We start from the raw sequence: 23,959 nt of genomic DNA, 5'->3' as shown, positions 1-23,959 counted from the left end.
AGGAGGCACGTCCGTGGGAACGGCGAGTTGCGCCACGGGTGTGTCCGGTACCGGTGCGCGCCCGCACTCCCGCGGTTGACCGTCCAAGCCAGAGCACAACCAAGGGAGTTGCGACGCACATGCCCACACCAGTGAGCGCGAAGCACCACCCGCACGACGACGCCCCCGACACCGCCGAGGACTTCCGCAGGCTGGCCGCGCTGCCCGAGGGACCGCAGCGCGACGCCCTCCGCGGGCGGATCGTCGAGGCGTGGCTGCCCATGGCCGACCGGCTCGCCGGACGCTTCCGCAGCCGCGGCGAGAGCTTCGAGGACCTGCGGCAGGTCGCCGCCCTCGGCCTGGTCAAGGCCGTCGACCGCTACGACCCCGAGCGCGGCAACGCCTTCGAGAGCTACGCCGTGCCCACCATCACCGGCGAGATCAAGCGGCACTTCCGCGACCACATGTGGACGCTGCACGTGCCGCGCCGGGTACAGGACCTGCGCAACCGCGTACGGTTCGCCGTGCACGACCTGCAGACCGTCTCCGGCCGCATGCCGTCCAACGCCGAGATCGCCGCGCACGCGGACATGACGGAGGCGGACGTACGGGTCGGACTGGAGGCGCTGGAGAGCTTCACCGCCCTGTCGCTGGACGCGGAACTGCCCGGCAGCGACGACGGGTACTCGCTCAGCGACGCGCTAGGGTCGGCCGATCCCGCGCTGGACACCGTCGTCGACCGCGAGGCCGTCAAGCCGCGGCTCGCCGCGCTGCCCGAGCGGGAGCGGGCGATCCTCTACATGCGGTTCTTCGGCGACATGACGCAGAGCCGGATCGCGGAGCAGCTGGGGATATCGCAGATGCACGTGTCCCGGCTGATCAGCCGGTGCTGCAGCCGGGTGCGGGAACAAGTGCTCAGTGATGTGGCCTGAGGGCCGTTCCTAGGGGACTTCGGTGGCCGCCAGGGACATGTGGCGGGACATCGTGTCCAGGGCCTTCGCCTCCGCCATGGAGAACGGGGGCCGGGCTCCGCATCTGAAGAGGGTCAGGGTGCCCTGCACGCTGCCGCCGGCGGTCAGGGGGACGCACAGCAGTGACGTGACGTTCGCCTGGACGAGGACGGGGGCGCCCTGCGGGTCCCTCCCGAAGACGTCCGGGTCCTCCGGCCGTACCCTCAGCGACGGGGATCCGGTGCGCGTCGTCTCCGTGACCAGCGGACACGTGGCCGGATCCTGGGCCGCCAGCGCCGTCGCCTCCTCGGGCGAGGGGGCCAGCACCGCCGTACGCGTCATCGGCGAGGCGGTCGCGTCGGCGATCACCCAGTCGGCGAAGTCGCCGTGCAGGACCTGGGCCGCCCGCCGCAGCACCGACTCGCGGTCGCCGCGCGGTGCGGTCAGCAGGGCCGTCGTCATCTCGTCCAGCAGGTCCATCAAGGTCGCGTGCCGGGTCGTCTCGGCCAGGTCCGGGACCCGGTTCGCCTGCGGGGCCGGCCGGGCCGGCGGTTCCAGTGCCCCGAGCGCGCCGGGCTGCATCACCACCAGGACCGTGGGGTGCGGCTCCCCGCTCGGACGTACGGCGGTCAGGGTCGCCTGGACCGGGGCCGACGGGTGCTGCTGGAGATGCACGGTCAGGCTGCGGTCGCCCTCGCCGCGGGCCACGGCGGCGGCCTGGGAACGGAACGCGGCCCGGTCGGCGTGGGCGAGGAGGCCGGACAGCGGGCGGCCCGTCGCATGGCCCGAGCGGACACCGGTGAAGGCGGTCGCCGCGAGGTTCAGCCGGCGCACCACCGTCCCCCGGTCCACCAGCGCGACGGGGAGCGGGAACCCCTGGAACACCGCCCGCAGCAGATGCTGCTCCTGGCGGTCGGCGGACACCGTACGGGGCGATCCGGCCGAGGACAGCCGCTCGTACCATGGCCACAACTGGTCGGCGACATGGTCGAGTTCGAAGATGGCGGCGTCGAGGACCGTCGGCAGGTCCTCTCCCGTCACGGATCGCGCCGCCTTCAGTTCCGCGACGCGGCGCACGAAATCCGCGAGCTCGTCACCGAATCCGTCCGTCTTCTCCATGGGCATGAACCTAGCTCGGGGTGACGCGTTCCGGGGCGGCCGGGCCACAACCGGTTCCTGCTTGTTCTACGGCCGTTTTCCCCGGCCGGGACCGGGAACGCGCAGAAAAGAGGGAGGAGTTGACGATGCCCGCTCGCGACCATGTGGGTCACTGGGGAGACGAGTCCGCCGAAGCCGCCCTTCCCGGGCGCAGATTGTCGGTTCTGGCCGAACAGGCTGCGCGCTGCACCGCCGACTGCTGCGGCGCCGGCAGTACGGTCACCGAGGCGGGTGCCGACCGGCCCGCCGCCGTCACCCATCCCGACCTCGCCGGACTCGTCGCCGTGCAGCTGCGCTCCGGGGACGGGCCCATTCCGGCCGCCCTGGAACGCGGTGAGCCCGTCGACTCGGCCGACCTGCTGCACGACGAGCGCTGGCCGGAGTACCGCGCCCTGGCGCTCGACTCCGGCGTGCGCTCCAGCGTCACGCTGCCGTTCCGCCGGTCCGGCCTGACGGTGACGCTGAGCCTCTACAGCTTCCGTGCGGGCGCCCTGGAGGACGCCCGGCACGGGCCCGTGCACACGCTCGGCGAATTCGCCGCGAGCTGCCTCGTCCGCGACCGCTCCTACCGCGCCGCGCTCACCGAGCTGGATCACCTGGGCGCCGCTCTGCGCTCCCGCCCCGTCGTCGACCAGGCCTGCGGCATCGTCATGCACGTCCTCGGCTGCGACGCCGACGCCGCGTTCGGTGTGCTGCGCCGCATCTCACAGGGCACGAACCGCAAGCTGGCGGACGTCGCGGCCGGGGTGGTCAGCAGGCGGGGGCGGGGGCTGGAGCGGGATCTGGCGGCGTTGCTGAACTGATCGGGTGGGGTGAGTGAGGGCGGGGCGGAGCGAGGGCTCGGCCGGCTCTAGGACGGTGGAGGTACGCGGGCTCGTCGGGGGCGTGTCGTGTCACCCGCTCGGCCCTCCCCCGTCCCGCGAATGGTGTCCGGCCGCGCGCGCCCGGGCCGCGGGCGGGCTGTCATGGCTGCGGGGGCACGACCGCCGTTCCCCCACAGTCGTCGGCCGAAGGAGTTCACCCCATGCGCCGCACCGCCCGCGCCCTGTCCGTCGCCGCTCTGACGGGTGTCGCCCTGGGCGCCCCCGCCGCGGCCGCCTCCGCGGACCCGGCCGCGGAGGTCAGCCCGGGGACGGTCGCGCCGGGCGGCAGCGTCACCGTCTCGGTCACCTGCGACGCCCTCGACGGGTCCGCGCCGACCACCCTCCAGGCCACCTCGCAGGCGTTCGAGGAGGGCACGGTCGAGCTGAAACGGGTCTCCGGCACCGACGGGAAAGCCGCAGGGCCCGCCTACCGCGGCGGCGCCCGGGTCCCCCCGGCCGAGAGCTTCGAGGGCGACCCGGACGCGGCCGGCGCCGAGTCCGACTGGACGGTCGACGGAACCTGCCCGGCGGCGGGCGGCGGCGAGGGCAAGGAGTGGAGCGCGACGTTCACGGTGGCCCGTGAGAGCGGCGGCGGGAGCGAATCCGGTGTGACCGACTCCGGTGTGAGCGGCTTGAGCGTGAGCGACTCCGGCGGGGGCAAGGGCAGCGACGCGGGCGGCAAGGGCCGCCTGGACGGCGCCAAGGGTGAAGGGAGCGGCGGCCGGCAAGGCGGCAGCGGCGTCGGTGGCACCGACGGCGGCGGTCATACCTGCAAGGACCCCGAGTCCGACTGGACCGGCGCCGGAAGGGCCGAGCCCTACGCGGCCGAGTCGGAGGCCGGCAAGGCCGAACCCGGGTGGGACGGCGCCGACACCGGAGGGACGGGAGGCCTCGACGGGACCGACGCCGGGGGACTGGGAGGAGACGGGCTCGGCACCGGCGGCACGGACACCGGCGGGACCGGGGCCGGCGAGAGCGACGCCGAAGGAACCGACGCGAGCGGAATCGCACCCGAGTGGGACACCGGAACCGGCAAGAAGGAGCCCGGAGCGGAGGACTGCGGCGGCGCGACCGACCAGCACGGCGTGCGGGCCGGCACCGGCGGCACCTTCACCGACTCCGTTCCCGCGCTGGTCGCCGGCGGCGTGCTGATCGCGGGCGCCTTCGGAGGCGCGGCGTACCGGCTGCGCCGTAGGACCACCACCCCGCAGGACTGATCTCGCAGTACGGATCTCGCAGGACCGAGCCGTACGGCCGCCCGGTGACCGGCACAACCCCTGCGCCCACCCGTGCAGTTGCGCCACGATGGGTACGCGGAGGCACACGACGCACGCCGGCTGCCCCGAACCGAACCGTAGGACCCACAACCCACAACCCACAGCCCACTCCCACCAGCCCGCACGGAGCATCGGACGACGTCGACGTCGAACAGACCCACCACGGCACCAGGCACAGCGGAGGCACGGATGCGCCGGACGGATCCCGAAGGCCACGGCCCCGTCCGTTACGGGCCGCCGCTCCCGGACGACGGACTGCCCGTGCTGCCCGAGATCGCGGCCGTGCTCGCCGCCGCCGCGGGCCGCGCCGAGAGCGAGCCGGTCGGCGGTGGCACCGCCCTGCTGGAGGCCGCGTGCGGTTACTGGGGCCGGCGCGGACTGCCGACCGAGCCCGAGCAGGCGGTGGCCGGCCCCGGCGCCCCCGCCCTGCTCCTCGGTCTGACCTTCGCGCTCGGCGGCGACGTCCTCGTGCCACGGCCCTGTGCGGCCTGGTGGACGCCGTACGCACGTCTGTTGGGCCGGCCCGTCTTCCACGTGGCGACACCTGCCGAGTGCGGCGGTGTGCCGGATCCTTACGCCCTTCTGGAGACCGTCCGCCGGGTCCGTGACGAGGGCGGTGACCCGCGGCTGCTCGTGCTGTCCGTCGCCGACGACCCCACCGCCACGGTGGCCCCGCCCGAGGTGCTGCACGAGACCGTGGAGGCCGCCACCGGCGAGGGCCTGCACCTGGTCAGCGACGAGACCTGGCGCGACACCGTGCACACCCCGCACGACACCGTGCTGGTCAGCCCCGCCGAGATGCTGCCCGAGCAGGTCACCGTCGTCACCGACCTGGCCGGCGCCCACCTCCCGCCGGGCTGGCCGGCCGCGGTCGCCCGGTTCCCCGCGCACAACGCCGGGAACGGCCTGCACGCGCGCGTGCTGGACGTGCTCACCGCACTGGGCGCCCGCGTCGCCGGCCCGGTCGCCCTCGCCGCCGGGTACGCGCTCGCCGAGCCGGAGCCCGTCACCGCGCGGATCGGCGCCGCCGCAGGGCTGCACGCGCGGGTGGCCGCCGCGGCGCACGCCGCCGCCGTGGGAGCCGGTGCCCTGTCCCGGCCCCCGCAGGCCGGGCGGCACCTGTACGTCGACCTCGGCCCCCTGCGCGCCGGGCTGTCCCCGCACGGCGTGGGCGACGCGCAGGACCTGGAGGACTACCTCGCCGCGCGGCTCGGCATGCCCGCGCCGGGCGGGCACCGCTTCGGCGACGACCTGGGGGCGCTGCGCGTACGGCTGTCCACCGGCGCGCTGCTGGCGGGCACCGACGAGGAGCGCGCGGAATGCGTCGGTTCCCCCTCGCCGTTGGAACTGCCACATGTGCGACGCGCGTTGATCCACATGAGATCGGTCTTCGACGATCTCCGCGACGAAGCTCGGCGACGGGAGCCTCCTCGATGACGCAGCAGTCCGAGTCGACCACCGGGCGAACGGCCACCACGCATACGGCCACCACGCGCACGACCACCCAGGAACCGGGCGATCCGGCGGGCCACCCGTCGCCCCTCGCGCCCTCGCTCCCTCCGCTCGCCGCCCCCCGCCCGCTGGGCGAACGCCGGGTGTGGCCCCGCACCTTCCACGACCGTCTCACCGCCCCGTTGCCCGGCATCAAGGCCCTCGCCCGCTTCGCCCGCGAGGGCGCCGTACGTCCGGGCCGCGAGGGTCTCGCCGACATCCCGCTCCTGCCCTTCGAGCCGGGCCCGGTGCCCCGTGTGGACGCCGACCGGGTCGCCGTCTCCTGGGCGGGGCACGCCAGTTGGGTCGTGCAGATCGGTGGGCTGACCGTGCTCACCGACCCGGTCTGGTCGCGCCGCATCCTCGGCACACCGGCCCGGATCACCCCGGTCGGCCTCGCGTGGAGCGCCCTGCCGCGCGTGGACGCGGTCGTCGTCAGCCACAACCACTACGACCACCTGGACGCCCCCACCCTGCGCCGACTCCCGCGCGACACCCCGGTGTTCGTGCCGGCCGGCCTCGCCGGCTGGTTCCGGCGCCGGCGGTTCACCCAGGTCACCGAGCTGGACTGGTGGGAGGCGGCCGAACTGTCCGGCGTCCGCTTCGACTTCGTACCGGCCCACCACTGGTCCAAGCGCACCCTCGTGGACACCTGCCGCAGCCTGTGGGGCGGCTGGGTGCTCACGGCCCCCGACGGACAGCGCGTGTACTTCGCCGGCGACACCGGCTACGGCCACTGGTTCACCCGCATCGGCGAGCGCTATCCGGGCATCGACCTCGCGCTGCTCCCCATCGGCGCCTACGACCCCCGCTGGTGGCTCAGTGACGTCCACTGCGACCCGGAGGAGGCGGTACGGGCGGCTCAGGATCTGGGTGCGCGGCGGATGGCCCCCATGCACTGGGCGACCTTCGTCCTGTCCGCGGAGCCGGTTCTGGAACCGCTCACGCGCGTGCGGGCGGCGTGGGAGAAGGCGGGGCTGGACCGGACGGACCTGTGGGACCTGCCGGTAGGGGGATCACGCGTGCTGAATCGGCGGACGGCCGGGAGGCCGCTCCTGGGGCGCGGGGAACTGCGCGACTAGCCGCCGCGGCCCGTCACCCCGCGACGCCGCCTCACCCGGCAGAGCGAATCCGCCGCCACAAACCCGGCGCCACACTGATCAGCACGGTCAGCGCGACCGCCGCCACCACGCCCTCCCACGGCTCGCTGAACAGCGAGCCACCGAGGATCCCGATGAGCTGGTACGTCACCGCCCACGCCAGACACGCAGGCAGATTCCCCCGCGCGAACCGCCGCATCGTCCACTCCGCCAGCAGACACGCCAGCATCACCGGCAGCCGGCCCGCCGGCACCAGCCGGGACAGCACCAGCACCGCCACCCCGTGCTCGGCGAGCCTCTCCTGGGCCTGCGTGAGCCGCTCCTCCGGCGCACGGGAGCGGATCGCCTCCAGCCAGCGCGAACCGTTCTTCGAGCCCAGGCCGCGCCGGCCCAGCCAGTACAGCGTCACATCGCCCAGGAACGCGGCCGTCGACGCCGTCACGAACACCAGCGCCAGCGAGAACGGCGCCGTCTGGTGGAACGCCACCACCGCCGCCGAACTGACCAGCGCCCCCGTCGGCACGATCGGCACCAGCGCCCCGATCAGCACCAGCAGGAACAGGGAGGGATAGCCGATCGCCTGCTGCGTCGACTCCGGCGACACCGTCGTCGTGGCGGCGGCCACCACCGTCACCGGGCCACCTCCAGGCGCACGCTCTCGCCCTGCGCGAGCCGGTGCACCGATACGCCGGGCATGCGCTCCGCCGCGAGGCGTGCGAACTCATCGCCGGGCGCATGGAATTCATGGGGGCGCACGGCGTCCATGCCGATCGGCCAGTAGGTGCCGTAGTGCACCGGCACCGCACTGCGCGGCCCGAGCCGGGCCAGCACCTCGGCGGCACGCCCCGCGTCCAGGTGGCCCTCCCCGAGATACGGCCCCCAGCCGCCCACCGGCAGCAGCGCCACGTCGACCGGCCCGACCTCCTGCGCCATGGCGTCGAACAGGCCGGTGTCCCCGGCGAAGTACGTGCGTGCCTGGCCCTCGATGACATAGCCGAGGGCGGGGGAGCGGTGCCGTCCGACGGGCAGCCGCCGCCCGTCGTGCCGCGCCGGAACGGCCCGTACGGCCACGCCGCCCACCGTCGTCACATCGCCGGGCGCCATCTCGGTCACCCGCAGATGGGTGAGCCGGCGCAGACCCGGGACCGCGCCCGGCGCACCCCGGGGCACGAGCAGGCGGGTGTCCTCGGGCAGCCCGGCGAGTGAGGGAACGTGCAGGTGGTCGGCGTGGAGGTGGGAGACGACGGCGACGTCGGCGCGCCGGGAGTCGGGCGCCGGTAGCGCACCCCGGCGTCGGCGCAGGTGTGCGAGCCGGCGTGCGAACAGAGGGTCGGTGAGGATGCGCACGTTCGAGTCCTCGACCGTGCAGGTGGCGTGACCCCACCAGGTGATCTCCACCGGCACCTCTTTGCCTCCTTCGTGCGACTCCCCGAAGCGTACGGGCTGGAGTAGGGTCGGCGGCGAAACCCGGAGGTGAGGGGGACGCCATGGGGCCATCCATAGTGCGCGTCACGGCGATCGCCAGTCTGACGCCGCTCGAAGAGCTGGACGCCGACCCCTTCCTGGTGGACTCCCGCAGCCAGCACGCCATGTGCGCGCGCTGGGCCGCCGAGCATGGGTACTTCGTCGCGCGTGAGCTCCTGGTACGGGGGCTGCGGGCGGACCACAGTGTGCTGTGGGAGGGCGTGCGGCCCGGCCTCGACCTGTTCGTGGCGCCCAGCCGCAGGGTGCTGGAGAGCGCGCTGTCGTCCGTCGAGGAGTTCACCGCGGAGTGCGCCCGGCGCGGGGTGCGGGTGGAGACGGTGGGGCGGGCCGAGCCGTCGTACGACGCCCAGATGAAGGCGCGGGTGCATCGGCGGCTGTCCATGCCGACGGCGGGGTACGACGGCCGCTAGGCGCTCCGCCGAGGGGGCCGGGTGGGGTTCGGTCTCGGCTGCGGCGCCGTGGGGGCTGGGCGCGCCCGCGCGGCGGAGCCGCATATGGATACAGCCCCGCGCCCGTATCGGGGCGCTACCGAACCGGGCGTTGTGCAAGGCTGGGGGGCGTGGGCGTGCGTGGGCGTTGGCGGCGGGTTGCCAGTCAGGTGGGGCGGAGCGTGGCCGTGTGGGCGGTCTCGACCGTCACCATGCTCGTGCTCGCCGGGATCCTGCCGGACTTCCAGCTGCAGTCGGCCGACGACGAGAGCACCACCCGGCTCGCCATGACCGCGGCCCTCGGCGCCGGTGCCTTCGGTCTGCTCTCCGCGCTCGTCTGGCCCCTGCTCGTACGGCTGCTGCTGCTCGTGCCCGCGCTGGTGCTCGGCCTGCTGGTGTTCTTCCTGAACGGCTCGCTGCTCATCGTCGCCCTGCGCCTGGTGCCCTCCGGCGACAGCGAGGCCGCCCCCGAGACCGCCGTCATCGTGGCCGCCGTGATGTCCGCCGTCGCCTCCGCCACCGGTGGTGCCCTGGCGGTACGCGACGACGACGCCTACCGCCGCCGGCTCTACCGCCTCGCCGACCGGCGGCGCCGGGCCCTGCCGCCCGGCCCCTCCAGCCACGGCACGGTCTTCATGCAGCTCGACGGCGTCGGCCACGACCTCCTGCTCGCCGCCGTCGGCAAGGGCCTGATGCCCACTGTCGGCCGCTGGCTGGGGCAGGGAGCCGGTGCGGGCGGGCGCCCCACCCACCGGCTCACCGCCTGGCGTACCGACTGGTCCAGCCAGACCGGCGCCAGCCAGCTCGGCATCCTGCACGGCAGCAACCATGACGTCCCGGCCTTCCGCTGGTACGAGAAGGCGGCCCGCGAGGTGATCGTCTGCAACCGTCCCACCAGCGCCGCCGAGCTCCAGCGCCGCGCCATCGACCGCACCGGCGACGGCGGACTGCTCAGCGCCGACGGCGCCAGCCGCGGCAACCTCTTCAGCGGCGGGGCCGAGGAGCAGGCCCTGGTGCTGTCCATCGCGGCCAGGCGGCGCGACCGCCGCAACCGCTCGCGCGCGGGCTACTTCGCCTACTTCTCCGACCCGGCCAACGCCGTGCGCACCGCCCTGTCCTTCATCGCCGAGGTCGGCCGTGAGATCGGCCAGTCCACCCGGGCCCGCGTCCGCAAGGCCCGGCCGAGGGTCTCCCGCGGCGGTCTCTACCCGTTCGTGCGGGCCTTCGCGACCGTCGTCGAACGGGACGTCGTGGTCGCCGCGGTCATGGGCGACATGTTCGCCGGCCGCACCGCCGTCTACGCCGACCTCGTGGCGTACGACGAGGTCGCGCACCACTCCGGGCCGTTCGGCCGCGATGTCGAGAAGGTCCTCGAACGCCTCGACCGCGCGCTGGCGTTGATCGAGAAGGCCGCCGAGCACGCGCCGCGGCCGTACCGGATCGTCGTGCTGTCGGACCACGGCCAGAGCCCCGGCGAGACCTTCCGCGCCCGCTACGGCCTCGGCCTCGGCGACCTGGTGCGGGCCGGCTGCGGGCTGCCCGTGCCGCGCAGGGCACGGCGCACCCACAGCGGCGCCGAGGCCCGCGCGGCCGTGCGCGCCGCGCTGCGCCGGCCCGTCGAGGAGGGCGGCGAGCAGCACCGCCCCTCGCGCCGCCGCTCCGAGCCGATCGTGCTGGCCTCCGGCAACCTCGGCCTGGTCTCCTTCCCGGACGTGCCGCACCGGATGACCAAGGAGGAGATCGACGCCCGGCACCCGGCGCTGCTCACCACCCTCGCCAACCACCCCGGCATCGGCTTTCTGCTGGTGCGCAGCGAGCGGCACGGCGGGGTCGTGCTCGGCGCGTACGGCGCCGAGATCCCCCTGGACCGGCTGGACGACGATCCGGGCCCGCTGGAGGCCTTCGGAGCGGGCGCCGCCGCCGCCGTACGCCGCACGCACTCCTTCCCGAGCACCGCCGACATCATGGTCAACTCGGCGTACGACCCGGCCGACGGCGAGGTGCTCGCCTTCGAGGAGCAGATCGGCTCGCACGGCGGGCTCGGGGGCGCGCAGGGCAGGCCGTTCCTGCTGTCGCCCCTCGCCCTGTCCGCGCCGGTGGACGACGGGGAGGACCTCGTCGGCGCCGAGCACGTGCACCGGGTGCTGCGGTGCTGGCTGCGTGAGGCGAACGGGCCGCAGGTGCCGGTGGAGGCGGAGCCGCAGGAGCGGGCCGCCTGAAAATCAGCTGCACGCCAGAGCGCGCGGGCACACACTGGGCGAGTCGAAAACGCCTCGAACGCCCCCAAGGAGCCTTTGCTTTGCAGGCTGCCGTCACCGTCACGCCCACCCGTATCCCCGAACTGCTCCTCGGCCTCGCCACCGTGCGGCCCGTGTTCGTCTGGGGCGCCCCCGGCATCGGAAAGTCCTCCCTCGTCAGGGATTTCGCCGCCTCGCTCGGGCTGGAGTGCGTGAGTCTGCTCGGTACGCAGCTCGCGCCGGAGGACCTGATCGGCGTGCCGCAGATCCGCGACGGCCGCTCGGTGTTCTGCCCGCCGGAGGCCATCGCCCGCGACGAGCCGTACTGCCTGTTCCTGGACGAGCTGAACGCGGCCACGCCGGATGTGCAGAAGGCGTTCTACTCCCTGATCCTGGACCGCCGCATCGGCAACTACGAACTGCCGAAGGGCTCCGTCGTCATCGGCGCCGGCAACCGCGCCACCGACAACGCGCTCGCCCGGCCCATCGCGTCCGCGCTGGTCAACCGGCTCACCCACGTCCACCTGGAGGCGTCCGCCAAGGACTGGCTGACCTGGGCCGCGAACAACGGCATCCACCCGTGGATCCTGGACCACCTCACCGACCGCCCCGACCACCTGTGGTCCAAGCCGCCGAAGACCGAGGAGCCGTTCTCCACGCCCCGCTCCTGGCACATGCTCTCCGACGCGCTGCACTCCTTCGGCCGCGACCTCGACGAGGAGACCCTGAAGGTCCTGGCCCACGGCACGCTGACGCCGACGCACGCCACCGCGTTCTGCGGCTACGTCAAGATCGTGCGCAGCCAGTACGGCATCGAGGCCATCATCAAGGGCGACGCCGGCTGGCCGCACGGCATGCAGGACCGCGATCTGCTCTACTACCTCGCCGAGTCCTTCCGCGGCCGCCTGATCAAGGAACTGCCGGTCAGCAAGGACCACATGTCGGCGGCCGCCCGGCAGACCGCGTACCGCGCCAAGTCGCTGCTGGTGCAGCTCGCGGAGATCTCCGTGGAGGTCGCCCAGAGCGTCATCGCCTCCGACGCCGACGGCAATCCCGTGCTGCCGGCCTGGTTCCTGGTGGAGGCCGCGCGCGACATGCCCCGGCTGGTCGAGGCGCGGCGATGAGCCGCGGCGGCGGCCAGAAGGGCGGCAAGGGGCAGAAGAAGCGGGACCTCGCGGCGGAGGCCTTCGCCGAGGGGCTGCGGCTGGTGCGCGCCAACCCGGCGCTCGCCGCCGTGGAGTTCACCGTCTGCCGCCACGAGAACTGCGAACAGGCCCCGCGCGACGGCCTCCTTCGCGTCGACTCCGACGGCGTCCTGCACATCCGTCCCGCCCGGCTCGCCGAACCGGCCACCTGGGCCTGGGCGATCGCGCACGCCGTCCTGCACCTCGGCTTCGGCCACGTCCCCTCCAGGAAGGGCACGCCCGTGCAGCCCGACCGCGCCGACCTCGCCGCACGGTGCGTCGCCGTCAACCGCTTCCTGCTCACCTTCCCCGTCGGCAAGGCCCCGGACCACCTGCCGCTGACCTACCCGGCCGGCGACGAGGAGCAGCTCGCCGCGCCCTGGCGGCGCGACGGCGTCCCCGCCGTGTACGAGGGCTGCGGCACGGCCGGTCCGGAGCCCGACCAGCTGCTCATGGAGTGGACGGGCTGGTTCGGGTCCCCTCCGGACCATCAACTGGCCTTCGCCACCGCGCTCACCCGCACCGTCTCCACCGCGATGGACATGGCGGGCGGGCGCCGTGACTCCATGCTCGGCGAGCCCGTCAAGAAGCGGCCCTGGCAGTGGGCGCTGGAGTGGTTCATCACCTCCTACCCGCTGCTCGGCGGCATCGCGGCCGGCATCAAGCTGATCGCCGACGCCGAACTCGCCCGCGCCCACGGCATCGCCGTCGCCGCCGTCAACGCGGAGGCCGGCGAGATCTACATCAACCCGCTGCGCCAGTTCGAGCCCGAGGAATGGCGGTTCATCCTCGCCCACGAGATGCTGCACGCCGCCCTGCGCCACGGCGACCGCTGCGGCACCCGCGACCCCTACCTGTTCAACGTCGCCTGCGACTACGTCATCAACGGCTGGCTGCGCGAGATGCAGGTCGGGGAGATGCCCCAAGGGCTGCTGTACGACCAGGAGATGACGGGCCTGTCGGCCGAGGAGGTCTACGACCGGATCGCCGGCGACCTGCGCCGGATGCGCCGTCTGGCCACCCTGCGCGGCAAAGGCGTCGGCGACGTCCTCGGCGCCCCGCTCGGCGCACCCGGCGACTACGTCGACCTCGACGAGTTCTACCGCCGGGGCCTGTGCCAGGGCCTGGACCTGCACCAGCAGCACGAGCGCGGCTTCCTGCCCGGCGGCCTGGTCCAGGAGATCCGGGCGCTCAGCCATCCGCCGCTGCCCTGGGACGCCCGACTCGCCCGCTGGTTCGACGAGTTCGTGCCCCGCCCGGAACCCGTGCGGACGTACGCGCGGCCCTCGCGCCGCCAGGCCTCCACACCCGAAATCCCGCGCGCCGGCCGCTACTTCCCGCCCGAGGAGATCGCCCGCTGCACCTTCGGCGTGGTCCTGGACACCTCCGGGTCCATGAGCGCCGGCCTGCTCGGCAAGGCGCTCGGCGCGATCGCCTCGTACGCCGAGGCGCGGGACGTACCGGCGGCACGCGTGGTGTTCTGCGACGCGGGGCCGTACGACGCCGGATATGTGCCGGTCACCGACATCGCCGGACGGGTGCGGGTGCGCGGCCGCGGCGGCACGGTTCTGCAGTCCGGCGTCGATCTGCTGCTGCGCGCCGACGACTTCCCGCCCGGCGCACCGGTCCTGGTCATCACGGACGGCTGGTGCGACGTGCTGCGGGTGCGCCGTGAGCACGCGTACCTGATTCCCCCGGGCCGTCGCCTGCCGTTCACCCCACGTGGGCCGGTCTTCCGGGTGAGTTGAGCCGGAGTGTGATCGGATGGGGGCCACGGACCCCGGAAACGGGCCCCCATGCGAAAGGAAGAATCGTGGCTACCACGCGCTCCGCACACACCGTCTGGGAAGGCAACCTGCTCGAGGGCAACGGTGTCGTCAACTTCGACTCGTCCGGCGCCATCGCCGCGCAGCCGGTCACGTGGGCCTCGCGCTCCCAGGACGCGAACGGCAAGACCAGCCCCGAGGAGCTCATCGCCGCCGCGCACTCCAGCTGCTTCTCCATGGCGCTGTCGCACGCCCTGCACGGCGCCGGCACGCCCCCCACCAAGCTTGTCACGTCGGCCGATGTGAACTTCCAGCCGGGTGAGGGCATCACCGGGATCCACCTCACCGTGGAGGGGACGGTTCCCGGTATCGACAACGACACGTTCGTCGCGGCCGCGGAGGACGCCAAGAAGAACTGCCCGGTCAGCCAGGCGCTGACGGGGACGACGATCACGCTGTCGGCGAAGTTGGCGTAGCGCCGACGGGGAGCGGCGGTAGGTCGTTCTTCGTCCGCTGCGCCGTCGTGGCTTGTCGCGCAGTTCCCCCGCACCCCCTGGGGGGCGGCCCTCCGGGCCTGCCCCCCGACCCCTGAGCGCCCGCTCAGCCGCCGTTTGGTACCCGCCCCCCGGGTCACTCGCCCCATTGACAAGAGCCCACTCAAGTTTTGTGCTGGAGTTCAAGGGGTGCCCTGGCGGAAGGGGACAGTGATGGCACGCGCGGTCGGGATCGATCTCGGGACCACGAACTCGGTGGTCGCCGTTCTGGAGGGCGGCGAGCCCACTGTCGTCGCCAATGCGGAGGGGGCCAGGACCACACCGTCGGTCGTCGCCTTCGCCAAGAACGGCGAGGTGCTCGTGGGGGAGGTGGCCAAGCGGCAGGCGGTGACGAACGTGGACCGCACCGCGCGCTCCGTGAAGCGGTACATGGGCGACGGGAGCTGGCGTTTTCCCGACCGGGGCGACATCGACGGCACCCGCTACCGGGCCCAGGAGCTGTCGGCCCGGGTGCTCCAGAAGCTGAAGCGGGACGCCGAGTCCTATCTCGGTGAGGACGTCACCGACGCGGTGATCACCGTCCCCGCCTACTTCGACGACGCCCAGCGGCAGGCCACCAAGGAAGCCGGGGAGATCGCGGGCCTGAAGGTCCTCAGGATCATCAACGAGCCCACGGCCGCCGCCCTCGCCTACGGCCTGGACCGCGGCGAGGAACAGACGGTGCTGGTCTTCGACCTCGGCGGCGGCACCTTCGACGTCTCGCTGCTGGAGATCGGCGACGGCGTCATCGAGGTCAAGGCCACCAACGGCGACACGCACCTCGGCGGCGACGACTGGGACCAGCGGATCGTCGAGTACCTGGTCAAGAAGTTCAAGGGGCAGAACGGCATCGACCTCGGCAACGACAGGATGGCGGTCCAGCGGCTGCGCGAAGGCGCCGAGAAAGCCAAGATCGAGCTGTCCAGCTCCTCCGAGACCACGATCAACCTGCCCTACATCACCGCCTCCGCCGAGGGCCCCCTCCACCTCGACGAGAAGCTGACCCGCGCCCAGTTCCAGGAGCTCACCGCCGACCTCCTCGACCGCTGCAAGACCCCCTTCCACCAGGCCGTCAAGGACGCCGGCATCAAGCTCTCCGCGGTCGACCACGTCATCCTCGTCGGCGGCTCCACGCGGATGCCCGCCGTCACCGACCTCGTGAAGGAACTCACCGGCAAGGACCCGCACAAGGGCGTCAACCCCGACGAGGTCGTGGCCGTCGGCGCGGCCCTCCAGGCCGGCGTCATCCGCGGCGACGTCAAGGACGTCCTCCTGCTCGACGTCACCCCGCTGTCCCTCGGCATCGAGACCAAGGGCGGCATCATGACCAAGCTCATCGAACGCAACACCACGATCCCGACCCGGCGTTCGGAGATCTTCACCACCGCCGCCGACAACCAGCCCTCCGTCGGCATCCAGGTCTACCAGGGCGAACGCGAGATCGCCTCGTACAACAAGAAGCTCGGCGTCTTCGACCTCACCGGCCTGCCGCCCGCCCCGCGCGGGGTGCCGCAGATCGAGGTCGCCTTCGACATCGACGCCAACGGGATCATGCACGTCTCGGCGAAGGACCTCGCGACGGGCCGCGAGCAGAAGATGACCGTGACGGGCGGCTCGGCGCTGCCGAAGGACGACATCGACCGGATGATGCGGGAGGCCGAGCAGTACGCCGAGGAGGACCACAAGCGCCGCGAGGCCGCCGAGACCCGCAACCAGGGCGAGCAGCTCGTCTACCAGACGGAGAAGTTCCTGCGCGAGAACGAGGACAAGGTCCCGGCGGACACCCGGGCGGAGGTCGCTTCGGCGATCAAGGAGCTGAAGGAGCAACTGGAGCAGAACGCCGAGACGAACGTCCTGCGCACCGGCATCGAGAAGCTCGCCGCCGTCAGCCAGAAGATGGGCCAGGCGATGTACGCCCAGTCCCAGCAGGCCCCCTCCGACAGCTCGGCCGACGCCGACGCCGGCACCGCCACCGGCGCCGAGCAGAGCGCCGAGCAGGACGACGACGTGGTCGACGCGGAGATCGTCGACGACGACAAGGAACAGCGGGACCGGAAGGGCGGAGCGGCCTAGGAACCCGCCTTCTCCCAGCCGCGCCGCTCCGGCCGCGGCCCCAGCTGCTCGGGGTCGCGGCTGCGGTAGACCAGGTACGGCCGGAACAGGTACTGCACCGGCGCACTGAACATGTGCACCAGCCGCGTGTACGGCACCAGCGCGATCAGCGCCATGCCGACCACCGCGTGGATCCGGTACAGCACCGGCACGCCCGCCATCCGGTCCAGGTCGGGCTGGAGGGTGAACAGGCTGCGGGCCCAGGGGGCGATGGACTGCCGGTAGTCGTAGCCGTCGCCGGAGACATGGGTGAGCTTGGCGGCCATGCCGAGCACGATCGCGCCGAGCAGGACGACGTACATCAGCTTGTCGTTGGCCGTCGTCGCCCGGAACACCGGCACGTTCGTGCGGCGCCGGTAGATCAGCAGCACGATCCCGGCGACGGTCAGGGCGCCGGCCGCGGTACCGCCGTAGAGGGAGAACAGGTGGTGGGTGTGCTCGCTCACGCCGGGCGAGTCCGTCCAGGACGCCGGGACGAACAGGCCCACCAGATGGCCGACCAGCACGAACAGGATGCCGTAGTGGAAGGCGGGCGAGGCGATGTTCAGCAGCCTCGACTCATGGACCTGGGAGGAGCGGGTGGTCCAGCCGAAGCGGTCGTAGCGGTGCCGCCAGACCAGGCCGGCGACCAGCAGGGCGAAGGTGACGTAGGGCAGGACGCCCCACAGCAGCGTGGTCATGGTCGCACCCCCGTGCGTTCGGTCGGCAGTGTGGCGCACACCGCGTCCAGGACGGACGCGTACGGTGTGCCGGAGTCGGTGAGCCGGGAGCGGAGCTGCTCCAGGCACTCGCGGTGCTCCAGCAGCAGACCGGTGTCGCCGGTGCGGGCCGCGAACTCCAGTACCGCGGGCAGGAAGTCGGGCAGTTCCTCGCCAGTGAGCTCCAGGCCGTGAGTGCGGTAGACCTCCTTGAAGCGCAGCAGCGACATGCCGCGCCGCCGGGTGTCCCCGTCGAGCCACCAGGTCAGATAGAGGCTGTGCCGGTTGTCGAAGTCGAAGACCTGGACGTAGTGCGCGGCCAGTTCGTCCGGCGGGGTGAGGGCGGCGTGGTCGGTGAACTCCCGCAGCTGCGGGGCGGCTTCGCGCAGCAGCGGCAGGCGCGCGCGGAAGTCGTCGTCCGGATAGGTCAGACAGAGTGCGGCCGCCTGGTACAGCACCTCGAAGGACGGCATCACGCCTCCTCGGTGTTGGTCGTGCGGGTGGGTCCGGCGGCGTCGGCCGCGTCGTCGGAGGTCTGCCGCCCGCGCAGGGTGTGGAAGTTCTCGACCGACACCAGCGGCAGCAGCCTGCGGCCGCCGGAGTCCTGGCCGAAGGGGCCGTCCCCGCCCATCCCGGGCCCGCCCTCGTAGTCGAGGCTGCACCCCCTGGGCAGCGCCGACTCCTCCAGGCGCCGGGCGTCCGCGACCGCCGCCGTGGGAATGACGTACCGGTCCTCGTACTTGGCGACCGCCAGCAGCCGGTACATGTCCTCGATCTCCCCGGCCGCCATCCCCACGGCGGCCGGCACCGAGGGATCCGGTTCGTCGCCGAGGTTGATCGCCCGCATGTGGGAGCGCATCGCGGCGAGCCTCTCCAGCGAGGAGCGGACCGGACCGATGGCGCCGGCCGTGAACATCTCCGCCAGGTACTCCAGCGGGATGCGCAGCGTGTCGATCGCGCCGAACAGGTTCCCGGCGTCCTCCCCGTCGTGCCCGGTCTCCGACAGCGCGTCCACCACCGGCGACAGCGGCGGGATGTACCAGACCATCGGCATCGTGCGGTACTCCGGATGCAGTGGCAGCGCCACCCGGTACTTGGCGATCAGCGCGTACGCGGGCGAGCGACGGGCCGCCTCCAGCCAGTCGTAGGGGATCCCCGCCTCCTCGCACGCCCGCCGCACCTCGCGGTCCTCGGGGTCGAGGAAGACGCCCAACTGTGCCTCGTACAGGTCCCGTTCACGCGGAACGGAGGCCGCGGCCGTCACCCTGTCCGCGTCGTACAGCACCACCCCGAGGTAGCGCAGCCGGCCCACGCACGTCTCCGAGCAGACCGTCGGCAGGCCGACCTCGACGCGCGGATAGCACATCGTGCACTTCTCCGCCTTGCCGGTGGCGTGGTTGAAGTACACCTTCTTGTACGGGCATCCGGTCACGCACATCCGCCAGCCCCGGCACCGGTCCTGGTCGACGAGGACGATGCCGTCCTCCGCCCGCTTGTACATCGCCCCCGACGGGCATGACGCCACACAGGACGGGTTCAGGCAGTGCTCGCAGATGCGCGGCAGATAGAACATGAAGCTCTGCTCGAACTCGAACCGCACCTTCTCCGAAGCCTGTGAGCGCGTGCGCTCCACCATCGGGTCGAGGTCGCCGTAGGCGGGGGCGCCGGCGAGGTTGTCGTCCCAGTTCGACGACCACTCGATCTTCATCGGCTTGCCGTCGAGTCGGGAGATGGGCCGGGCCACCGGGTAGTCGTCGCCGAGGGGAGCGTCGGTGAGGTTCTTGTAGTCGTAGGTCCAGGGCTCGTAGTAGTCCTTGATCTCCGGGAGTTCGGGGTGGGAGAAGATCCCGGCGAGCTTGCGCAGCCGGCCGCCCGCCTTCAGCTTCAGCGCGCCGCGCCGGTTCAGCTCCCAGCCGCCGCGCCAGACCTCCTGGTCCTCGTAGCGGCGCGGATAGCCCTGGCCGGGGCGGGTCTCGACGTTGTTGAACCAGACGTACTCCATGCCACGGCGGTTGGTCCACGCCTGCTTGCAGGTGACCGAGCAGGTGTGACAGCCGATGCACTTGTCGAGGTTCATCACCATGGCGATCTGGGCCATCGGACGCATCAGTACTCGACCTCCTGGCTGCGACGGCGGATCACCGTGACCTCGTCGCGCTGGTTGCCCGTCGGGCCCAGGTAGTTGAACGCCCAGGACAGCTGGGCGTAGCCGCCGACGAGATGGGACGGCTTGAGGATCAGGCGGGTGAGTGAGTTGTGGATGCCGCCCCGTCGGCCGGTGGCCTCCGTCTTCGGGACGGCGACCGTGCGTTCCTGCGCGTGGTGCATGTAGACGGTGCCCTGCGGGATCCGGTGCGAGACGACGGCCCGCGCGACGACCACGCCGTTGCGGTTGACCGCCTCGATCCAGTCGTTGTCGGCGACGTCGATCGCGTCCGCGTCCCGCGGGGACATCCAGATGTTCTGCCCGCCCCGCGAGAGCGCCAGCATGAACAGGTTGTCCTGGTACTCGGAGTGGATGGACCACTTGTTGTGCGGGGTGAGGAAGCGGACCGTCACCTCCCGCTGTCCGTCCGGGCCGAGTCGCGGTTCGCCGAACAGCTTGTTCATGTCCAGCGGCGGCCGGTACACGGGCAGTGCCTCGCCGAGCTCGTGGATCCAGTCGTGGTCGAGGAAGAAGTGCTGGCGGCCGGTGAGGGTGTGCCACGGCTTGAGGTGCTCGGTGTTCAGCGTGAACGCGGTGTAGCGCCGCCCGCCCGACTCGCTGCCCGACCACTCCGGCGAGGTGATCACGGGCACCGGCGCGGCCTGGGCGTCCGCGTACGTGGTCCGCCTGCCCTCGTGCCCGGCCGCCAGGTGCGCCATGTCCTGCCCGGTCCGTTCCTCAAGGGTGCGGAAGCCCTGCGTGGCGAGGCGGCCGTTGGTGGTGCCGGACAGGGCGAGGATGGTGTTCGCCGCCTTCACGGCCGTGTCGAGCAGGGGGCGCCCGTCACCGGTCGCGCCGTTCAGCAGCCGCAGGTCCTCGACCTCCTCGTCCGGGCGGAGCGTGATGCCCTTGGCGGGCAGGCCGAGTCGCTCCGCCAGCGGGCCCAGCGAGGCGAACCTGGCGCCGATCGCGGTGTAGTCCCGCTCCACGACCGTCAGGTTCGGCATGGTCCTGCCGGGCACCGGATCGCACTCCCCGCGCCGCCAGTCCAGGGCCACCCCGCCCGGCTGCGCGATCTCACCCGGGGTGTCGTGCTGGAGCGGGGTCGCCACCAGGTCCTTGCGTACGCCCAGATGGTCGACGGCCAGCTCGCTCAGCCGCTCCGCGAGCGCCTTGAACGCCTCGAAGTCGGTGCGCGCCTGCCACGGCGGATCCACGGCCGGGGTGAAGGAGTGCACGTAGGGGTGCATGTCCGTGCTGGACAGGTCGTGCTTCTCGTACCAGGTGGCGGCGGGCAGGACGACGTCCGACAGCAGCGTCGACGACGTCTGCCGGAAGTCCAGCGACAGCAGCAGGTCGAGCTTGCCCTCGGGTGCCTCGTCGTGCCAGGTCACCTCCTTCGGCCGGACGTCCTCGGGGGCCTCCTCGGCCCGGAGCGACGACTGCGTGCCCAGCAGGTGCCGGGTGAAGTACTCCGCGCCCTTCGCCGAGGAGCCGAGCAGATTGGCCCGCCACAGCGTCACGATCCGCGGCCAGTTCTCCGGCGCGTCCGGGTCCTCGCAGGCGAACTTCAGGGTGCCCGCGCGCAGTTCCGCCACCACCCGCGACACGGCGTCGCCGAACACCTCGCCCAGCTCCAGCGGATTGCGGTCGAAGGTCGGATACGACGGCATCCAGCCCACGCGCGCCGACAGCGCCAGACAGTCCGCGCCCGTCATCCCGCGCAAGCGCCCCGCGCCCAGCGGCGAGGCGAGCGCATCGGCCGTGAACCGGTCGTAGCGCCACTGGTCGGTGTTGAGGAACCAGTACGCCGTGCCGATCATCTGCCGCGGCGGCCGCGACCAGTCCGACGCGGCCGCGAGCGTCGCCCAGCCGGTCGCCGGACGGCACTTCTCCTGGCCCACGTAGTGCGCCCAGCCGCCGCCGTTGCGGCCCTGGCAGCCGGTGAGCTGGAGCAGGGCGAGGAAGGCGCGGTAGATCGTCTCGGAGTGGAACCAGTGGTTGGTGCCCGCGCCCATGAGGATCATGCAGCGGCCCTCGGACCGCTCGGCCGTCCGCGCGAACTCCCGTGCGATCCGCACGCACTTGCGCGCCGGGACGGACGTGTGCGCCTCCTGCCAGGCAGGGGTGCCGGGGGAGTCGGCGTCGTCGTACGACGCGGGCCAGCGGCCCGGCAGCCCCGGCCGTGCCACCCCGTACTGGGCGAGCAGCAGATCGAAGACCGTCGTCACCAGCGGGCCGTCCGCACCGCCGAGCTTCGTCACCGGGACGCCCCGGCGTATGACGTCCCCGCGGCCCTGCCCGTGCGGCCCGCCCTCGGTGTCGAAGCGCGGCAGCAGCACCTCGACGCCCGCGGACACCTTGCTGCCGTACAGGCTCAACCTCGGCTGCACATCGCCCAGTTCGAGGTTCCAGCGGCCCTTGCCCGACTCGGTCCAGCGGAAGCCCAGGGAGCCGTTCGGGGCGACCGCGCGACCCGACACCTCGTCCAGCACGACCGTCTTCCACCCGGCGCCCTCGTCCTCCTGCCCCAGGTCCGAGGCCCGCAGGAACTTCGCGGGGACGTAGGCAGCGTCGCGTTCCTCCAGGGTGACCAGGAAGGGCAGGTCGGTGAACTTGCGTACGTAGTCCGCGAAGAACGGCGTCTTGCGGTCGACGAAGAACTCCTTGAGCACGACGTGCCCCATGGCGAAGGCCAGCGCGCCGTCGGTGCCGGGGTGCGGGTGCAGCCACTCGTCGGCGAACTTGGCGTTGTCGGCGTAGTCGGGCGCGACCACCACGACCTTCTGGCCGCGGTAGCGGGCCTCCGCCATCCAGTGCGCGTCGGGCGTGCGGGTCACCGGGACGTTCGAGCCCCACATCATCAGATAGGCCGCGTCCCACCAGTCGCCCGACTCCGGTACGTCGGTCTGGTCGCCGAAGACCTGCGGGGAGGCGACCGGCAAGTCGGCGTACCAGTCGTAGAACGACAGCATCGGGGCGCCGATCAGGGAGTGGAAGCGGGCGCCCGCCGCGTGCGACACCATCGACATCGCCGGGATGGGGGAGAAACCGGCGATGCGGTCGGGGCCGTGGGTCTTGATGGTGTGCACATGCGCCGCGGCGACCAACTCGACCGCCTCGTCCCAAGTCGCCCGCACCAGGCCGCCCTTGCCGCGCGCCCGCTGGTACGCGCGGCGGCGCTCGGGGTCGCCCTGGATCTCCGCCCAGGCCAGCACGGGGTCGCCCAGACGCTCCTTCGCCTCCCGGTACAGCTTCAGGAGCACACCGCGCACGTACGGGTAGCGGACCCGGGTGGGGGAGTAGGTGTACCAGGAGAACGCGGCGCCGCGCGGGCAGCCGCGGGGCTCGTACTCGGGACGGTCCGGGCCGACCGACGGATAGTCCGTCTCCTGGGTCTCCCAGGTGATGATGCCGTCCTTGACGTACACCTTCCAGCGGCACGAGCCGGTGCAGTTCACGCCGTGCGTGGAGGTCACGACCTTGTCGTGGCTCCACCGGTCCCGGTAGAACGCGTCCGCCTCACGCCCGCCGGTCAGCGCGACGCTGTGCAGATCGGACGCGGGCGTGCCGGGCCGGAAGAACCTGCCGGCCCTCAGCAACGCCGCGCCCGGCTCGGCGGGCGGGGTGGGCGGTACCCGGGTGTCGGTCACAGGCGCTCCCTTGCTTGCCCTGATCACGAACCTAGGGCGGGGCCGGGGAGCGCACCCGTTCACGGCGCCCGTACGGGTCAGGGCTTGCGGGCGACCCCCGCGTACACGGGCACGATGCCCTCCGCCTGGGCCGCCACGTCCGCCGGCTCGGGGCGCCAGCCGTAGACGGGGATGACGCCAGGGCCGAGCAGCTCCAGGCCGTCGAAGAAGCGGGAGAACCCGGCGAGCGAGCGGGGGAAGAACGGGGTGCCGCTGCGCCGGAAGTGGTTCGCCGCCTGCTCGATGGCCTGCGGGCTGAGGTCCGGCGTCACCTGCGACAGGATCAGGTGGCTGCCGGGGGCGAGCGCGGCGACGTACTTCTCCAGCAGGCCGTACACGTCGTCGCCGTCGGGGTCGTCGCTCAGGTAGTGGGTCAGCGCCACCAGCGACAGCGCGATCGGCCGGTCGAAGTCCAGGGACTCGCGGGCCCGGGCCAGCAGCGCTTCGGCGTCACGGACGTCGGCGTGCACGTATTCGGTGCTGCCCTCGGCCGACCCGTGCAGCAGCGCCTCCGCGTGCCGCAGCACGATCGGGTCGTTGTCGGCATAGACGACCCTGGACTCCGGGGCGACGCCCTGCGCCACCTGGTGCAGATTGGGCTCGGTCGGGATGCCCGTGCCGATGTCCAGGAACTGGCGTGTCCCGGCCTCGGCGACCGTTCGGACGGCCCGGTGCATGAACCTCCGGTTGGCGCGGGCGCCGCGCAGGACCGTGCCGTCCACGGCGAGGATCCTGCGGGCCAGCTCCTCGTCCACCGGGTAGTTGTCCTTGCCGCCCAGCCACCAGTCGTAGACGCGGGCCGGGTGCGGCCGGCTGGTGTCGACGCGGGCGGGTACGGACTCGGATCCGGACATACGCGG

The 23,959-nt window shown here is 72.6% G+C and carries 19 protein-coding genes; 11 read left to right on the top strand and 8 right to left on the bottom strand.

Features of this window, described 5'->3' with window-relative positions; genetic code table 11:
• Window positions 1–119 precede the first annotated feature (119 nt).
• Complete coding sequence (locus AC3ETA_RS08290) at window positions 120–911, top strand: RNA polymerase sigma factor SigF (protein WP_432192152.1); 792 nt, start codon at window positions 120–122, stop codon at window positions 909–911.
• Between the two features lie 9 nt (window positions 912–920).
• Here AC3ETA_RS08290 and AC3ETA_RS08285 read toward each other — a convergent pair whose 3' ends face one another.
• A complete protein-coding gene (locus AC3ETA_RS08285) occupies window positions 921–2,048 on the bottom strand; it encodes a PAS domain-containing protein (protein WP_432192151.1) in 1,128 nt (375 codons plus the stop codon).
• Window positions 2,049–2,173: 125 nt separating this feature from the next.
• On the opposite strand from AC3ETA_RS08285, the gene AC3ETA_RS08280 reads away from it, so the two are divergent.
• The 4 genes from AC3ETA_RS08280 (at window position 2,174) to AC3ETA_RS08265 (ending at window position 6,800) form a co-directional block, all read left to right on the top strand.
• Window positions 2,174–2,890, top strand: a complete 717-nt coding sequence (locus AC3ETA_RS08280) for an ANTAR domain-containing response regulator (protein WP_432192150.1) — start codon at window positions 2,174–2,176, stop codon at window positions 2,888–2,890.
• 221 nt (window positions 2,891–3,111) lie between these two features.
• Complete coding sequence (locus tag AC3ETA_RS08275) at window positions 3,112–4,167, top strand: hypothetical protein (protein ID WP_432192149.1); 1,056 nt, start codon at window positions 3,112–3,114, stop codon at window positions 4,165–4,167.
• A 249-nt stretch (window positions 4,168–4,416) separates the two neighbouring features.
• Window positions 4,417–5,664: an aminotransferase class I/II-fold pyridoxal phosphate-dependent enzyme gene (locus AC3ETA_RS08270; RefSeq protein WP_432192148.1), complete on the top strand. Its 1,248-nt coding sequence runs from the start codon at window positions 4,417–4,419 to the stop codon at window positions 5,662–5,664.
• Window positions 5,661–6,800 carry an MBL fold metallo-hydrolase gene (locus tag AC3ETA_RS08265; protein ID WP_432192147.1) on the top strand — a complete coding sequence of 380 codons (1,140 nt, stop codon included), beginning with the start codon at window positions 5,661–5,663 and terminating at the stop codon, window positions 6,798–6,800. The genes AC3ETA_RS08270 and AC3ETA_RS08265 overlap by 4 nt, the downstream gene beginning before the upstream one ends.
• 31 nt (window positions 6,801–6,831) lie before the next feature.
• Here the strand turns inward: AC3ETA_RS08265 and AC3ETA_RS08260 are convergent, their stop codons facing one another.
• Both AC3ETA_RS08260 and AC3ETA_RS08255 read right to left on the bottom strand, forming a co-directional pair.
• A complete protein-coding gene (locus AC3ETA_RS08260) occupies window positions 6,832–7,452 on the bottom strand; it encodes a DedA family protein (protein ID WP_432192146.1) in 621 nt (206 codons plus the stop codon).
• Window positions 7,449–8,222 carry an MBL fold metallo-hydrolase gene (locus AC3ETA_RS08255; protein ID WP_432192145.1) on the bottom strand — a complete coding sequence of 258 codons (774 nt, stop codon included), beginning with the start codon at window positions 8,220–8,222 and terminating at the stop codon, window positions 7,449–7,451. The genes AC3ETA_RS08260 and AC3ETA_RS08255 overlap by 4 nt, the downstream gene beginning before the upstream one ends.
• Window positions 8,223–8,305: 83 nt before the next feature.
• Here AC3ETA_RS08255 and AC3ETA_RS08250 point away from each other — a divergent pair, with 83 nt between their 5' ends.
• The 6 genes from AC3ETA_RS08250 (at window position 8,306) to dnaK (ending at window position 16,524) form a co-directional block, all read left to right on the top strand.
• Window positions 8,306–8,713 carry a hypothetical protein gene (locus AC3ETA_RS08250; protein ID WP_432192144.1) on the top strand — a complete coding sequence of 136 codons (408 nt, stop codon included), beginning with the start codon at window positions 8,306–8,308 and terminating at the stop codon, window positions 8,711–8,713.
• A 140-nt stretch (window positions 8,714–8,853) separates the two neighbouring features.
• A complete protein-coding gene (locus AC3ETA_RS08245; protein ID WP_432192330.1) occupies window positions 8,854–10,950 on the top strand; it encodes a phage holin family protein in 2,097 nt (698 codons plus the stop codon).
• Window positions 10,951–11,030: 80 nt separating this feature from the next.
• Window positions 11,031–12,092, top strand: coding sequence for an ATP-binding protein (locus tag AC3ETA_RS08240; protein ID WP_432192143.1), 1,062 nt, complete (start codon window positions 11,031–11,033; stop codon window positions 12,090–12,092).
• Entirely contained in the window at window positions 12,089–13,900 is a 1,812-nt protein-coding gene (locus AC3ETA_RS08235; RefSeq protein WP_432192142.1) for a vWA domain-containing protein, read from the top strand. The genes AC3ETA_RS08240 and AC3ETA_RS08235 overlap by 4 nt, the downstream gene beginning before the upstream one ends.
• A gap of 65 nt (window positions 13,901–13,965) precedes the next feature.
• Window positions 13,966–14,394 carry an OsmC family protein gene (locus AC3ETA_RS08230; protein WP_432192141.1) on the top strand — a complete coding sequence of 143 codons (429 nt, stop codon included), beginning with the start codon at window positions 13,966–13,968 and terminating at the stop codon, window positions 14,392–14,394.
• Window positions 14,395–14,625: 231 nt separating this feature from the next.
• Complete coding sequence (gene dnaK / locus AC3ETA_RS08225) at window positions 14,626–16,524, top strand: molecular chaperone DnaK (protein ID WP_432192140.1); 1,899 nt, start codon at window positions 14,626–14,628, stop codon at window positions 16,522–16,524.
• Here the strand turns inward: dnaK and narI are convergent.
• From narI to AC3ETA_RS08200, 5 genes are all read right to left on the bottom strand, one after another.
• Entirely contained in the window at window positions 16,521–17,243 is a 723-nt protein-coding gene (gene narI, locus AC3ETA_RS08220; protein ID WP_432192139.1) for a respiratory nitrate reductase subunit gamma, read from the bottom strand. The genes dnaK and narI overlap by 4 nt on opposite strands.
• Window positions 17,240–17,734 (bottom strand): nitrate reductase molybdenum cofactor assembly chaperone, encoded by a 495-nt coding sequence (gene narJ / locus AC3ETA_RS08215; RefSeq protein ID WP_432192138.1) that lies wholly within the window; start codon window positions 17,732–17,734, stop codon window positions 17,240–17,242. Before narJ ends, narI begins: the two co-directional genes overlap by 4 nt.
• Window positions 17,734–19,368: a nitrate reductase subunit beta gene (gene narH / locus AC3ETA_RS08210; RefSeq protein WP_432192137.1), complete on the bottom strand. Its 1,635-nt coding sequence runs from the start codon at window positions 19,366–19,368 to the stop codon at window positions 17,734–17,736. Before narH ends, narJ begins: the two co-directional genes overlap by 1 nt.
• Entirely contained in the window at window positions 19,368–23,060 is a 3,693-nt protein-coding gene (locus AC3ETA_RS08205) for a nitrate reductase subunit alpha (protein WP_432192136.1), read from the bottom strand. The genes narH and AC3ETA_RS08205 overlap by 1 nt, the downstream gene beginning before the upstream one ends.
• Window positions 23,061–23,137: 77 nt before the next feature.
• On the bottom strand, window positions 23,138–23,953 hold the full coding sequence (locus AC3ETA_RS08200; protein WP_432192135.1) for an SAM-dependent methyltransferase: 816 nt from the start codon (window positions 23,951–23,953) through the stop codon (window positions 23,138–23,140).
• Window positions 23,954–23,959: the final 6 nt, after the last annotated feature.

Source organism: Streptomyces sp. bgisy027 (genome assembly GCF_057710365.1).
Note: the sequence above shows the minus strand (reverse complement) of the source record. Positions and strands in the feature narration are given on the sequence as shown.